The 16,261-nt window shown below is 36.4% G+C and carries 7 protein-coding genes; 6 read left to right on the forward strand and 1 reads right to left on the reverse strand.

Annotated features, from left to right (window positions below; translation table 11 throughout):
- Nucleotides 1-131 precede the first annotated feature (131 nt).
- Entirely contained in the window at nucleotides 132-3,722 is a 3,591-nt protein-coding gene (locus H6X70_RS01780; protein ID WP_194765968.1) for a pectinesterase family protein, read from the reverse strand.
- A gap of 507 nt (nucleotides 3,723-4,229) precedes the next feature.
- On the opposite strand from H6X70_RS01780, the gene H6X70_RS01785 reads away from it, so the two are divergent.
- The 6 genes from H6X70_RS01785 (at nucleotide 4,230) to H6X70_RS01810 (ending at nucleotide 16,190) form a co-directional block, all read left to right on the forward strand.
- Nucleotides 4,230-6,743, forward strand: coding sequence for a T9SS type A sorting domain-containing protein (locus tag H6X70_RS01785; protein WP_194765969.1), 2,514 nt, complete (start codon nucleotides 4,230-4,232; stop codon nucleotides 6,741-6,743).
- A 499-nt stretch (nucleotides 6,744-7,242) separates the two neighbouring features.
- Complete coding sequence (locus tag H6X70_RS01790) at nucleotides 7,243-10,449, forward strand: SusC/RagA family TonB-linked outer membrane protein (protein ID WP_194765970.1); 3,207 nt, start codon at nucleotides 7,243-7,245, stop codon at nucleotides 10,447-10,449.
- An 18-nt stretch (nucleotides 10,450-10,467) separates the two neighbouring features.
- Entirely contained in the window at nucleotides 10,468-12,243 is a 1,776-nt protein-coding gene (locus tag H6X70_RS01795) for a RagB/SusD family nutrient uptake outer membrane protein (RefSeq protein WP_194765971.1), read from the forward strand.
- 34 nt (nucleotides 12,244-12,277) lie between these two features.
- On the forward strand, nucleotides 12,278-13,828 hold the full coding sequence (locus H6X70_RS01800) for a DUF5123 domain-containing protein (protein WP_194765972.1): 1,551 nt from the start codon (nucleotides 12,278-12,280) through the stop codon (nucleotides 13,826-13,828).
- A 173-nt stretch (nucleotides 13,829-14,001) separates the two neighbouring features.
- A complete protein-coding gene (locus H6X70_RS01805) occupies nucleotides 14,002-15,282 on the forward strand; it encodes a polysaccharide lyase family 1 protein (protein ID WP_228530232.1) in 1,281 nt (426 codons plus the stop codon).
- Nucleotides 15,283-15,305: 23 nt separating this feature from the next.
- Nucleotides 15,306-16,190 carry a pectinesterase family protein gene (locus tag H6X70_RS01810; protein WP_317171437.1) on the forward strand — a complete coding sequence of 295 codons (885 nt, stop codon included), beginning with the start codon at nucleotides 15,306-15,308 and terminating at the stop codon, nucleotides 16,188-16,190.
- The last annotated feature ends 71 nt before the right edge of the window (nucleotides 16,191-16,261 follow it).

Below are 16,261 nucleotides of genomic sequence, written 5' to 3' on the forward strand. Positions count from 1 at the left end.
CAGCTTATTCGTTAAAACACCGCATGAATATTGCTCTTTCAATATTTCGAATTTGCTGTTAAATAAAAAAGCGAGTGTATTAAATACATAATACACCCGCTTACTAACTACAAACAAAAATTAACAACTAATTAATGTGCCGAAATTTTTACCACTTTTACACCATCGGCATCTTTTACTTTTATGATGTAAAGTCCGCTGTTTATCTGAAAACTTGAATCACCATCAACAGCTATCGATTTTACTAAAGCACCTGTTAAGCTATAAACCTGAACATTTGTTTTAGATTTTACGTTAGACACATGAATGCTTCCTCGGTATCCTTTTATTTGAACGGTATTTGCTGAAGGTATTTGCTCGGTAACACTAAGTACCAATTGCGCTATAGGATCCCAACCATCACTACCTTTGGTAAAGTTTAGCGGTGTAATTGCTGTACCGTCTTTTAATTCTGCCGATGTTAAAACGGTTGCCCAACTGGCACGATTTGCTGAATTATCGACTGAAGCTGCTTCCATAGTATCGTATTCATACATTAAATCGGATTCACCACTTAAAGAGTTTGTCCATCCAGCTGGACTAATTAACGATTGTCCTTCGGCCCCTGGATAGGTTGATGCATCGATATTTGTTTTGTAGAATACCACCTCACTAGTATTAGCTCTCCAAGGACGCCCAAAATAGCCTGGTTTAGCACCATGCGTTGATGCTGTTTCAACACCTGGAACCGTAGATTTTACATGGCATTCGTACATTAAGTAACCTCTGCCAGAATCTTGTTGTGCTGCGGTAATATAGGCCGCATCACTAGAAGTATCACTGGTATTAAATACAAAATCTGTTTGATAGAAAACTGCAGTCATGCCTCCAAAAATATAATCGACTGCCCCCATCATAGCACCTTTGTAAACCACAACTCTTGATCCTACGCCACCGTAAAAAGAATCTTGGCGCCCAATAACACGACAGTTATTTAACACAACCTTATCGGTATTGTTAGCAATCCCAATGGCAGCTGCTTGAGTAACATAGCCTTTAGAACGATCTTGAACCTCTGTATTTCCGTAATCGGTTGGTCTTACAGGTTCTGAAGAAGTATTTTTTGCCTGCACAACATCTTGCGATTCTTTATAAGAAATGTATTGATTGAATGAGTTTTCTAAAATAATATCTTCAGCCGTAAAACCATCGGCTTTCACCACAACCGTAGCATTCCAATAGGAAGCACCGCCTCCAGAACCTTCTTTATTTTCATAATTTGTATAGCCGTTTGCTTTATTAACATGTAAGGCTTCAGCACTCCATTTATTATCTTCACCTTGACTAAAGAAATTATATTTTTGTCCATAATACGAGGTAATTCTAACCGCGTTGGCATCAATATCAACACCTTTATTTAAAATAGCAATGCTTGGTACCGATGCTGCATTTTTTAAGGTCACATTTTTACTGGTAATTTCAAGCATTTCTTCATAGTTACCAGGATCAATCATCACTGTAACACGCTCATCATTTGGTCTGTCCATTTCTGCTATCGCAGCTAAAGCTTCATTAATAGTTAAGTAATCTTTTCCAGATCCCACGGTAATCACATCAGAAAAAGCAACAGCTTGTTTCACTTCAATATTTGTAAAGTAAGTGGTTCCTAAAGCATTCAATATAACTGTACCCGCTACATTTCCTGGATATAAATATTGAACCGTTTCAAAAGTATTGGTGCTCCCACTAGAGCTTACTATAGGTGTTCCACCTGCAATATCAAAATTGGCTGCATAATAGTAAGTCACAATCATTTTATCGCCAGGCTGCATAGGAACCTCAACAGTATTTCCTGCATTAGCTACCAAATGCCCTTTAGCTTTCTCGTTTTTAACTCCAGATAAAACCAAGCCCTTATAGTGGGTGTCGGTGTTTATAATATCTTTATCATCAAAACTCCAATTCGTTACTTGATTAAACACCAAGTGAATGGAAGTGGCTGCACCAGAAACTGTTAAATTAGGCGTTAAAGCTAATTCCAAAGCATAGTCATCTAATCCACTATAACTCACTTTATAAACAGCATCGCGTAGAGATACGGATGTAACATCGCTAAAATTATAGCTGTAATTTTCATCATTTAAATTAGTAAACGTAAGGTTTAATAAACCTCGTTGTGTAGCATCTAAATCTGGTGTATTAATAGTTACAGCATGTAAAGGTTTTGCAGTAAATGCAATATCGTAGGTTTGAGCGCCTGTAATCGTTATTTTATCTGATGAAATTTCGTAATCATCTTCACCAGTTGCTGTTATGGTATATTCTATACCGGCTTCAAGACTCACACTATAAGTTGAAGCGCTTGTATTTAAAGCCACTACAGGAGTGTAAACTGTGTTTGCAGAAGGGTCTGGCGTAAAAGTTAGAGTTAAATTACTAAGATTTGACAATCCTGAAATAGCACCAGTAACCTCGAATAAATCTACTTTTACCACAGTAACATCATGTGTTGTGGTTGATGCATTGGCATTTAAAGTTAGTCCGTTGGAAATAACATACCCATTTGCGCCTCCTAAACTAAGGTTGTATGTATACTCTATAGGTAAATTTACACTATAAGCAGAACCAGAAACAACTGCTGAAAATACTTTACCAGCTTCGTTTGTAAAATCTACAGAATAACCACTTGGAATATTTGCAGCTGAAGTTTCATCTACAGTTCCTGTAACGGTAACATATTCAGCTGGTTTTCTATATATTCTGTAAAAACTTGGTTTATCGCTAATATCATAGACACGGAATTCTCCTGCTTCTTTAGCCACAAAATTAACCTCTTGAATTGTAGCTCCTACCGCTACAACATCATCTTGAGTATCTGCTCCAGAAACATTTTCAAAATGTATCTGACCAGTGCCTGACTGTGTAATCATCATTAAAGTGACCTCATCATCTTCATCTAAATTCAAACTCATATAGCGCGAGGAAGTACCTCCATTTTGGTACAGTCTACCAGTATAGCCTGATGCGCTAACATTTTCATCATATCTAGTCAAGTTCGTGTTCGATGTTCTCAAACGGTCGTTGGTACCGCCTACCCATGACAAAATACCTTCAGTAAAAGTTTGAGGTGTATTTTCATTAGATGTCCCAGCAGCTACACCTGGATACCAGGCATTAATTGTTGCTTCATCTAAAATGTTATTGTATAAAAAGGGGTCCAATTGTTCGGCTCCAAAATCCCAAACATCTGTTTTTACCACGTTAACTACGGTGGTAGTAACATCCATTTTAGGTGTGTACGCATTTGATCCAGCAAGTGTAAAGTATAAAGTCGTGGCACCACCTACATAAGTAAACTCGTAAGTTCCAGTTTTATCTACAGTTACTTTTACATCGGCACTTCCTAAATCGGTTCCTCCAGATGAAGTTCCTCCGTTCATGATTCCTGAACTATAAACAGAGCCATAAAAAGTTACTGTAGTACTACCAGCATCAACATCTAATTCTAAAACATTTGTGTTCTTAAATACAACACCGTAACCGGCACTGTGGTATTGTGTGGTTGCTGCCTGGGTTCTTAATTTACCATCTGGACTTGTATTTGAAGTCACGATTTCACCCTGAACTCCTGTATTAGTAAAGGTACTTTGATCTGAGAAATTATAAGTTACTGTTGTTTGCCCTTGCACCAAAAAGGTAAAAAAAAGCAAGGGAATCATGAGATAAAAGGAAAGTTTCTTCATTGTTGAAATTAATTTAAGTTATTATTTAGTTTAGTTATAAAGGGCGTTTTCTCTATTCACAAATGCTTTCCGAATTGATTTTAGTGAAATTCGCATCTGTTACACATAGAAAAAGCTTCATTATAGGTTTAGTTGGTATCGATACTTCTACATGATTAAGTTTGAAATTTTAAAGCTTTAACATCTCAGTTATCAATAAAAAAACAACAGGATTAAAGCAGTAATATTCATACAAAACAAAAGTAATCGATTGCACGAATGTAAATGAAATTATTTAATCCGCAAAAAAAATATGTGTTAATTAAACACTTTTCAGTGTTTACGGGTATAAACCTGACATTTAATAGATTTAAAGAAAAGTATTACTTTTCACCATCTTACTGTATTTCAACGAATATTTAAAAAAAATAAATTTTTTATTAAAAAAAAAGATACATTTGAGCAATCGATTACATTTATTATACCCCTGTAATTGAATCAACTAAACAACCTAAATACACTTAAACTATGTTAAAAAAAGTACTTTTTCTCGCAACCATTTTGCTACTATCCTTTGTGGCGACTGCGCAAGATGTAACCATTTCAGAATCTGAAGGCTGGTTAGAATCCGCTTTTGTTAAATGGACTCCCGTAAACGGAGCAGACAGCTACAATGTTTACTATTCTGGCGAAGGCGTTACCAACAAAAAAATTGACAACCAACTCATTAGGTGTTATAACGGCTATAATCGCGCAGACATTTTAGGGTTAAAAGCAGGCACTTACACTATTAGTGTGGCTGCTGTGGTTTCTGGAACCGAGGGTCCGAAAACAACAACTTCAAACATTACCGTTTTAGAACAAGACCGTACGGGTTTTGCATTTAGTAACGGTAGAGTTCCTGGGGCTTACAAAGCGGATGGCACACCAAAAGACAATGCGGTTATTTTATACATCACCGAAAACTCTAAAAACACTGTAAGTCTTAATGTTACTGGAGCAACATCCAACCCATGTGTAGGATTACAAACCATTCTTGAAGGGTTTAAAAAAGGAAACGATACGCGTCCTTTAATTATTAGACTTATCGGACAAATTACCGATTTTGATTATATGCTAAATGGCGATATTGTTATTGAAAACAAAAATAACGCAGCAAGCTATATTACTTTAGAAGGTGTAGGCGATGATGCCACAGCCGATGGTTGGGGAATTCGTATTAAAAATGCATCGAATATTGAAATTAGAAATATTGGTAGTATGAATGTTGATAGCGGTGAAGGCGACAACATTGGCTTACAACAAGATAACGACTATATTTGGGTACACAATGTTGATTTCTTTTATGGCGGTGCAGGAGGTGATTCAGACCAAGCAAAAGGCGATGGTGCTTTAGATTGTAAAAAATCAACTTATGTGACATTCTCATACAACCACTTTTGGGATTCTGGAAAATGTAACCTTTTGGGGTTAAGTGAAGACCCAAATGACGATTTATACATTACCTACCACCACAACTGGTACGACCATTCCGATTCACGTCATCCGCGCGTACGCTTCTATTCGGCTCACGTGTATAACAATTATTATGATGGAAACTCTAAATATGGTATAGGAGCGACCGAAGGCTCCTCTGTGTTTTCAGAAGGGAACTACTTCCGTAATTGTAAATACCCTATGCTAACTTCTATGCAGGGATCGGATGTTTATGACGAAAGTAAAGCAGCGAACGATTATTCGGATATGCCAACATTTTCTAAAGAAGACGGTGGTACCATTAAAGCCTTTAATAATTATATTGAAACACCTCGTCGTTTCGTAGCCTACGGTGATACCAACTTCCCGTCGCCTACAGCAGATTTTGACGCCTATGTGGTTTCCAATAGAAACGACCAAGTACCTAGCAGTGTAACCTCTGCCTACGGCGCCAACACTTATGATAATTTCGATACGGATAACGCAATCATGTATAGCTACACGCCAGACTCGCCAACAGAAGCGCGTGATAAAGTTATGCAATATGCAGGACGCGTAAAGGGTGGTGATTTTAAATGGACTTTCGATAATGCTGTTGATGACACTTCATACGACGTAAATCCAGCACTTAAAGCAGCTTTAACCAGTTATACCACAACTTTAGTTTGTACGCAAGGCGAAGCCCCTCCTACTCCTGAAGTTGCACTAACAGCATACCCTGGCGATGGTTTAGTAGAATTAAATTGGACCGTAACTAATTTTAATGCAACGTCGTACGAGGTATATAGAGATACCGATTCTGATCCTGCCGGAAGAACCAAACTCTCGACTATTACAGATGCGAACACCTTAACCTATACAGACAATACGGTAACAAACGAAACAGAATATTTCTACTGGATCGTAGCCGATAGCGCTGTAGAATCTGATGCTGTATCTGCTACACCTTCTAATATAGCACCTCCACCGCCTGCATCGAGTGATGAAATACATAACTTTACAACCTCTGGTGTTGCTAGTACTTTCTATACTATTACAGGAAACCTTTCAACTTCAAAAGGAACCGTAACCTATAATGAACTCACCTTAACACAGTGTTTAAAAATGGAAAGCGCTACAAGTATTACGTTTAATACATCCGCAGTCGCTACCTTAACCCTTGTATTTAATGAAGGTGAGACAAGAAGAGTAAAGATAAATGGCACAACTTACAATGCTGTGAACGGTGTCCTTGAAATCGAATTAACTGCTGGTGCGCAAGAAATTACGAAAGGAGACTCTATGAACTTGTATTACATGAGTGTTGAATACGACACCTTAAATATAGAAGACAAAGAAACCACTCAATTAAAGGTATACCCTAACCCTGTAAGTGATATCGTCTATATAAATTCGGTTTCAAAAGTAGAAAAAGTAGAAATATACAGTATTCAAGGGGCACTTGTTCTTAAAACAGCGAATACCAATATTAAAGAAGTAAATATGAGTCAGCTAAAAACAGGTACCTATTTAATAAAAATATATACTAATAGTGGAGTAACCGATAAAATACTCATTAAAAGGTAATTCATAAATTACAACCGATTACACTAAAAGACCCGATATATTACATATTATATCGGGTCTTTTGCTTTTAAATACGATATTTTCAGTAAAAAACAGAAAGGCATTGAAATGTTAAAATCATTAGCAAACTGTAGAACGCCCCCGTAATTTAACACAAAGCTTCTTTGCTAGGAATATATTTATTATATATTTATGATGTATTTTTAGAATAAAATACAATTTTATAGCCTAAAAATTATACAATTACAAATTGAGTAGGGTTTCGGTTTATCGACCAGCAACTAAATATTAACATAAAATTGAGGGAATCTTAACTTTTAATTTGGTTTTTGAATTAATTCCTATATATTTGTGTAATCGATTGCAGGGAATAATTAATTACAATGACGTAATTCAAAGAAAAACCTATTTAAATAAAACTTAATTTGTAACTAAACTTTATTACTTTATGACTAACTTTTTTTTATTAAATCAACTTTTTTTCTCTCTTAAAGAAAGAATGAAATTTAGTCCCTATAAAAAGGCTCATCTGGGGTTGTTTATAGGATTGCTAATTCTTAGCGCGACAAGCGTTGAAGCACAAAACCAAGTTACCGTTACAGGTATGGTAACAGACGGAGACATAGGTGGCCCATTACCAGGAGTTACCATACTTGTAAAAGGAACAACAATAGGAACAACCACAGATTTTGATGGTGGTTATACCTTAACGAACATTGATGCAAATGCAACCTTACTATTTTCATACGTAGGTTACCTAACACATGAAGCTCCACTAAAAGGAAAAAGTGTTATAAACGTAACACTAAAACCAAGTTTAGAATCTTTAGACGAGGTTATTGTAGTAGGTTACGGTTCTACACGTAAATCAGATTTAACAGGATCTGTTGTAGCGGTTTCTGGTGATATTCTAGAGAAACAATCTATTTCAAGTGTTGCTGAAGCCTTAACAGGACGTATGGCTGGGGTACAAGTTACTTCTGCTGAAGGTTCGCCAGATTCTGAAGTCCAAATTAGAATTCGTGGTGGTGGGTCTTTAACACAAGACGCTTCTCCATTAATTATTGTAGACGGGTTTCCAGTAAACAATATGAGTGATGTATCGCCAACAGATATTGAAAATGTAACGGTATTAAAAGATGCATCTTCAACAGCAATCTACGGTTCTAGGGGTGCAAATGGTGTTGTTATCATTACGACTAAAAGTGGTAAAGAAGGTAAAATATCTGTGAACTTTAATGCTTTCTATGGTGCCAAAAAAATTGCTAATGTAATAGATGTACAAGATCCTGCCGATTTTGTTAAATGGCAATATGAATATGCGCTCCTTAGAGACAATGTAGAGTCTTACGAAAAATATTTTGGCTTATGGCAAGATCGCGACCTGTATGATAATGTAAAAGGGAACGATTGGCAGCGCCAAATTTACGGACAAATGGGTGAGGTTGAAAGCCGTAACTTATCCGTTCGTGGTGGTTCAGAGAAAATTAACTTCAACTTTAACTATGCTTTATACGATGAAAAAGCGATTATGGTTGGATCGGACTTTAAAAGAAACAACTTATCATTTGCTTTAAAAAGTAAAGCTAGCGATAAAGTGGATTTATCCTTAACCATGCGTTATTCGGATACGCAAGTAAATGGTGGTGGTGCCAACGAACAAAACGAGGTGTCTTCTGCCGATGCGCGTCTTAGACACTCGGTAGGTTACTCTCCAATTTACTTACCTGGATTAACTACTGATGATACTAATGAAGCTGTTGCTGGCTATCTTGTAGATCCTTTTGTTGCTGTTGATGATAACCAACGTTTAAGACTTAAAAAGAACTTTAACTTATTAGGTAGTTTTTCTTGGAAAATCGTTGAAGACTTACAATTTAAAACAGATTTAGGTTTAGATAACTACTACGATCAAGACTTTAGATTCTACGGAAGTTCAACATACTACGCAAACAATAACCCTTCAGCAGAAAATCAAGGGCTTCCTGCGCTTAAATTTACTGATGAAAAACGTACTCGTTTTAGAAATGCGAATACTTTAAATTATGATTTTCAAAAGCTTTTAAATGAAAACCATAGCTTAAAATTCTTGGTTGGTCATGAGTGGATTTTTACTCGTAACAACGAATTACTCAATGAAGTACAAGGATTCCCTGACTTTTTTGATTTTACAACGGCAAGACAGTTAACAACACAAGGTACGCCTATTGTTACTGATAACTATTATAGTCCTGATGATAAATTATTATCATTCTTTGGTCGTGCTAATTACGATTTCAAAAACCGTTACTTATTAACAGCAACATTTCGTGCCGATTCATCGAGTAAATTCTTAGGCGATAATCGTTGGGGCTACTTCCCTTCTGCTGCTTTTGCTTGGAAAATTTCTGAAGAATCATTCTTAGAAAATGCCGATTGGTTAAACACACTTAAACTAAGAATTAGTTACGGTGAAGCAGGAAACAACAATATTCCTGTTGGACAAACGGTTCAAAACTTCTTATCACGTACTACAACTTATATTAATGGTGTTCCTAACTATTGGGCTGCTTCAAATACTTTAGCTAACCCAGATTTAAAATGGGAAACTACAGTAACGCAAAACGTGGGTCTTGATTTCGATATTTTTAGAGGAACTTTAAGTGGGTCTTTAGAAGCTTATAAAAATGTAACTACCGATTTATTAATTAATTTCCCAACACCTGGTACAGGATATACCTCTCAGTACAGAAATATGGGAGAAGTTCAAAACAGTGGTTATGAAGCCACTTTAAACCTTGCTGCTATTAATAACGAAAACTATGGCTTAAGCTTTAGCTTAAACATGGCAAGAAACGAAAACAGAATTAACTCTTTAGGTGTAATGGACGATTATGGTGTAAACACCAACTGGGCGTCTTCTCAAATTGGAAATGATTACGTTGTTAGAGTGGGAGAACCTTTAGGTTTAATGTATGGTTTCCAGAGTGATGGACGTTATGAGGTTGATGATTTTAACTTTGATGCCACTACAAATACCTATACGCTTAAATCGGGGGTTACAGACAATACTTGGGTAGGTAACGTAATGCCAGGAACTATGAAATTAAAAGATGTTGATGGTGATGGTGATATTACTGCCGATGACCAAACAGTTATTGGTAATGTTAACCCAGATTTTACAGGTGGTTTAACAATTAATGCCAATGCGTACGGATTCGATTTTTCTGCAGCATTTAACTGGAGTGTAGGTAACGATGTTTACAACGCTAATAAAATTGAGTTTACAACATCTAATGAAAATGGCCAATACAGAAACCTAAGTACAGAAATGGGCGATGGTGTAAGATGGACGAATTTAGACCCTGCTAGCGGACAATTAGTAACCGATCCAACGCAGTTAGCTGCCATGAATGAAAATACAACTATGTGGTCGCCATACATGTCGCGTTATGTATTTAGCGACTGGGCTGTAGAAGATGGATCGTTCTTAAGATTGAACACCATATCTTTAGGGTATACGGTTCCTGAAAGATACCTTTCAGACGTTGGCATTGGTAAACTAAGATTTTACTTATCTGCAAACAATGTGTTTGTTCTTACTAACTACTCTGGTTTAGATCCAGAAGTTAACACAAGAAGAAAAACACCACTAACTCCTGGGGTAGATTATTCTCCATACCCAAAAAGTAGACAACTAGTTTTTGGTTTAAACCTTAACTTTTAATAAAATATTTTTTTGAAGATGAAAAATAAAATCATAATTATAACTGGATTAATAATAGCCGGATTAGTAAGTTCTTGTAGTGACGATTTCATGGATGCACCAGCGAAATCTACTTTAGACGAGTCGCTTATTTTTTCTAAACCAGGACTAACTAAAGGTGCTATTGATGGAATTCTAGAGCCTATGGGACAAACCAACTCTTACAGAGGGCGTTTCATTCCAATGTACGGTTCTAACACCGATACCGAATACACATACAACTCGGAAAGTGCTGGAAATTCAACGGGAGAACTTGCTATCTACGATGCAAAATTCAACAATGCCCAAATGAACACAAGTAACAATGCATGGGCCATGATTTATTCTGGTATCGAGCGTGCTAATATTTGTATTCGAGGCATCCGTGCTTACGGAAACCCTGAACCAGGTACAGAAATGGGACAATATTTAGGTGAGGCCTTAACATTACGTGCCTTATACTATGCTGATTTAACGAAAGCTTGGGGAGATGTTATTGCACGTTTTGAGCCTATTTCAGCTGAAACTATTTACATACCGAAATCAAGTCGTGATGTTATTTACAAACAAATTATTGCCGATTTAGGTGAGGCATCTAATTTAGTGGCATGGCCTAACGAAACTAACGCTACTACAAGTGTAGAACGTGTTAACAAAGCTTTTGTAAAAGGACTTAGAGCACGTTTAGCGATGGTAGCTAGTGGGTACCAACAATATCCTGATGGAGTAAGAAGGAGTAACGATCCAGAACTTTCTGTTTCAAAAATGTATACCCTTGCTTTAAACGAATGTAAAGCCATCATTGCAAGTGGAACCGTTCGATTAACACCTACTTTTGAAGGCTTATGGAGAAACTTAATGGAAGAAGATGTTACCGCTGGTAAAGAATCACTTTGGGAAATTCCTTTTGCCGATGGTCGTGGTCGTGTGGTTTATACTTATGGCGTAAGACACCGTAGTGTTGACCAACACACTGGTCAAGGACGTGGTGGTAGCGTAGGGCCATTACCTACTCTATTTTACGATTATGATGAAGCCGATACACGTAGAGATGTTACTTGTGTACCTTACCAATGGGGAACTGCTGTAGATGGTTTTTCACAACAAGAATTAGTAGATTCTAAAACGTGGTACTTTGGCAAATACCGTTACGAGTGGATGCCACGTTATGTGACATCAACAAACGATGATGGTATTAACAAAATATATATGAGGTACGCTGAAGTGCTTCTTATTGCGGCCGAAGCGGCTAACGAATTACAAGGACCTGCAGCTGCTGCACCGTACTTAAAAGAAATTCGTCGCAGAGCTTTCGATCCAGCTTACCACTCCACTAAGGTAGATGCTTATGTAAATGCTTTAGGTAGTAAAGAAGCCATGCTTAATGCTATTATAGACGAGCACAAATTTGAGTTTACAGGAGAAATGGAACGTAAACAAGCCTTAATCCGTTGGAACTTATTAGGTGCTAATTTAGCAGAAGCTAAAGTAAAATTAGCTGCTTTAAAAGATCGTACAGGCGAATATGCCGATGTACCAACAACCGTTTACTATAAGTATGCGGCAGATAACGAAACTTTAGAACTTTACGGTTTTAATAGAAATGAGAACCAAGATCCAGGCACCGATTATTCAGCAGTACCTTGGAACTCTGTAGATGATGTTAGAATTAACTCACTTTACAAATTAGATCCTGATACAAGACAATTCTGGCCAATTTGGCAAGTGTTTATTGAAGGAAGTAATAATACACTAACTAACGATTACGGTTATTAATCATTTACAAAATTAAATAATACGACATATGATTATGAAAACTAAATATATATTTAAAACAGTATGCACATTAATACTAACCGTATTGGTTACTAGTTGTGGATACAATGAAGAGCTGATAGAAGAGCTTGACACCACTAGAGAATTTGCTCCGGTAGGTTTAGAAACACGAGTTAGAAATCAAACAACAGTTGAATTAAACTGGACGAAAAGCGATCAAATTAAAAACTATACGGTAGAGTTTAGTGCAAACGATCCTGATTTTAATTCTATTGTCGAAACTTTAAATGTAACTCCAGACCAACTGCCTGTGCAAGTAAGACTAGAAGGAGAAATCATTTATTCAATTAGAGTAAAAGCGTTAAGTTCACGAGGTTTAGACGATTCTACATGGGCATTAACAGAAGCTACAACCCTAACTGAGCAAATCATGCTACCTGAAGAACCAGGAGATATAAAAGCACTAGAAGCGACATTTAGATGGGAGCCAAATGCAGAAGTAACGCAATTGGTACTTGAGCCTGGAAGTATAACGCATGTCATTACTGCGGCTGAAAAAACTGCAGGTGTTGCTACGGTTACAGGATTACTTCCTGAAACTACATATAATGCCATTTTATATAATAACACAAAAATAAGAGGATCGGCTACAATCACGACAGGTATCGATATTGGAGACAACACTTTAGTGACTGTTGATGATGATATTTTTCAAAAAATTGCCGATGCAGCGCCTGGAGATATTTTACTTTTTGAAAAAGGTGATTACTCTGCACAAACAGGTTTAGTTGAATTAGATAAATCAATCACTATTCAAGGGTTAAGAACCGATTTTAAACCACAATTAAAATTAGCATTCTCTTTAATTGATGGTGCTGCAGATGTTAGTCTAATCGATTTAGATTTAACAGGTGATGGTTCTGGAATAGATAGCAACAATGATGTGGTAAGATACAATGCTGCAGGAAACTATAATTCTTTAACAATTGAAGGCTGTATCATCCGTGATTACAACAAATCGTTTATCGCTGGTGATGTTTCCAATGCGCTTATACAAACAGTAACGGTTAACAACTGTATTGTTACCGATGTTTGGACAAACGGAGGAGATTTTATCGATTTCAGAAATTCAAATATATATAACGTAACGGTTACAAATTCAACTTTTAACAACTGTGCACCTGGTCGTGATTTCATTAGAATTGACGAAAAAGGTACAACAGGTACTGGTCTAAATTGTAATGTAATTTTTGAAAGCAACACGCTTTATGGTTGTTCTAACGATTCTAGTAAAAGACTAATGTATGTAAGATTCAACTCAAATACCTTCACATCAAAAAATAATTTAATTACAAATACAGTTTCTGAAGGCTATTCAGATCAAAGTAAAACCGATCCAAATCCAACTTTTGGTAATAATAATTACTTTAATGCTGCAGGATTCTATGATACTACGCAAAGGGTATTTGACAGCACTGGAACAAAAGAAGATCCTGGATTTGCCGATGCAGCAACAGGCGATTTCAAAGTTTCAAATCAAAATTTAATCGATAATTTAGTAGGAGACCCACGTTGGTTAAAATAAAATAGATTACCGATTTGTACTAAAAATAAAGAGGTATGCAGTCATGTATACCTCTTTTATTTTTATAATATCTTTATACTTGTGTAAAAGCGCACGAGTAGAATTAAATTAAAATTAATTTTATGTTCAAAAAAACGAGTTTTCTAATCCCATTCTTAATACTTTCTTTTATTATGAATGCCCAACAATTGGCTTTTCCAACCGCCGAAGGTTTTGGTCAATTCGCTACGGGAGGAAAAGGCGGATTAATTTACACTGTTACTAATTTAAATGATGACGGCGAAGGCAGTTTAAGAAAAGGGATTTTAAAAAAAGGCCCTAGAACCATTGTTTTTGCAGTTTCAGGAACCATCGAATTAGCCTCAAAACTCGATGTAAACAGAGGCGATTTAAGTATTCTTGGACAAACAGCTCCTGGCGAAGGCATTACCTTAAAAGGCTATCCGTTTACCATAAAAGCAGACAATGTTATTGTGCGTTATTTAAGATTTAGAATGGGCGACATTCATAATATTGAAGGCGACGCCCTTGGTTGTAGAAACACAAATAACGTGATTATAGACCACTGTTCTATCAGTTGGGCAACAGATGAAAATGGTTCATTCTACAACAATAAAAATTTCACTTTACAATGGTGTATTATTTCCGAAGCACTAAACCGATCGGTTCACAAAAAAGGTGCTCATGGTTATGGTGGTATTTGGGGTGGCGTTAAAGCCTCTTTTCATCATAATTTATTAGTGAGTAACAACAGTAGAAACCCAAGATTTAGCGGGTCTTCAACTACTGAAAATTCTGAAAATGAATTTGTAGATTTCAGAAATAACGTGATTTACAATTGGGGTGAAAACAACATTTATGGCGGCGAAAAAGGAACCTACAATTTGGTTAACAATTACTTTAAATCGGGGCCAGCTACCACCTCATCAAAACTAGATCGTATTGTCGATCCATCCGAACCCTATGGGCAATTTTATGTCGATGGAAATTATGTTTTTGGTTACAAGGAAATTTCAAAAAACAATTGGAATGGTGGTGTACAATGTGAAAATCCGTTAGCAACAAAATTAGAAAGTGAAATTTCTATCAACACCAATATAAAAACAGACAGCGCTGAAGACGCCTATAATAAAGTCTTAAAATATGCAGGTGCTAGTTTGTTTAGAGATTCGGCAGATGCACGCGTGGTTCACAACACCAAGGAAGGCAGTGCGAATTACAAAAAAGGCATTATCGACTCGCAAGAAAATGTGGGCGGTTGGCCGCTGATAAAATCTGAAAAAGGTCAAATAGATAGCGATGAAGATGGTATGCCAGACACTTGGGAAAAACAACACAAACTCAATCCCAACGAAAACGACGGTAATTTAAACACCTTAGATAAAAGCTATACAAACATTGAAGTGTATAGCCATAGTTTAATCACTTCGAAGCGCTCAAAAAAAAAAGCCTAATTAATGGCGAAGCCTATGATTTCGTGATTGATCAATCTGGTTTTGGCGACTTTACAACCGTACAAGCAGCTATAAATGCCGTTCCCGATTTCAGAAAAAAGGAAACTAAAATTTATATTAAAAACGGGATTTACAAGGAAAAACTGATCCTTCCGGCTTCCAAAATACATGTTACTTTTGTAGGTGAAAATAAAAATGAAACCCTTATAACTTATGATGATTTTTCACAAAAACACAATGCTTTTGGCGAAGAACTAGGCACCACAGGCTCTTCATCCTTTTTTATTTTTGGGGATTATTTCAAAGCCAAAAACATCACGTTTGAAAATAGCGCTGGCCCCGTTGGTCAGGCTGTAGCTGTGAGAATAGATGGCGACAAAGTTATTTTTGAAGACTGTAAATTTTTAGGTAACCAAGATACCCTTTACCTCCACGGAAAAAACAGCAGGCAATATTACAAGGATTGCTATATAGAAGGTACGGTCGATTTTATTTTCGGATGGTCTACTGCTTTTTTTGAAAACTGTGAAATCTTCTGTAAAAATAAAGGCTACATTACCGCGGCATCAACAGAGGAATCGGCTGATTACGGTTTTATATTTAAAGATTGTAAAATTACGGGAAGCGCTTTAGAAAACAGTTTTTATTTGGGCAGACCCTGGCGCGATTATGCACAAACAGTTTGGATAGACTGTTTTATGGACAAACAAATAAAGCCCGAAGGCTGGCACAATTGGAACAAACCTAAGGCTGAAAAAAGAACCTATTATGCCGAATATAATTCGTTTGGGCCTGGCGCTTCAAATAATCGCGTAAAATGGGCCAAAAAACTAAACAAAAAGCAAGCTGAAAAATTCAGTAAAAAAATTGTTTTGAAAGGATTAGACAATTGGAATCCAAATATTTAAACAATCATCCATTTAAAAGAATTAAAATAATTAACGTAATATTATCCAATAAAATTATGTAGATATATACA

The organism is Tamlana sp. I1 (genome assembly GCF_015355625.1).
Lineage (GTDB): Bacteria > Bacteroidota > Bacteroidia > Flavobacteriales > Flavobacteriaceae > Pseudotamlana.

Bases quoted from the DNA above. Each gene is read 5' to 3' on its own strand.
- H6X70_RS01780 (WP_194765968.1), bottom strand. From the start codon at position 3,722: ATGAAGAAACTTTCCTTTTATCTCATGATTCCCTTGCTTTTTTTTACC.
- H6X70_RS01785 (WP_194765969.1), top strand. From the start codon at position 4,230: ATGTTAAAAAAAGTACTTTTTCTCGCAACCATTTTGCTACTATCCTTT.
- H6X70_RS01790 (WP_194765970.1), top strand. From the start codon at position 7,243: ATGAAATTTAGTCCCTATAAAAAGGCTCATCTGGGGTTGTTTATAGGA.
- H6X70_RS01795 (WP_194765971.1), top strand. From the start codon at position 10,468: ATGAAAAATAAAATCATAATTATAACTGGATTAATAATAGCCGGATTA.
- H6X70_RS01800 (WP_194765972.1), top strand. From the start codon at position 12,278: ATGAAAACTAAATATATATTTAAAACAGTATGCACATTAATACTAACC.
- H6X70_RS01805 (WP_228530232.1), top strand. From the start codon at position 14,002: ATGAATGCCCAACAATTGGCTTTTCCAACCGCCGAAGGTTTTGGTCAA.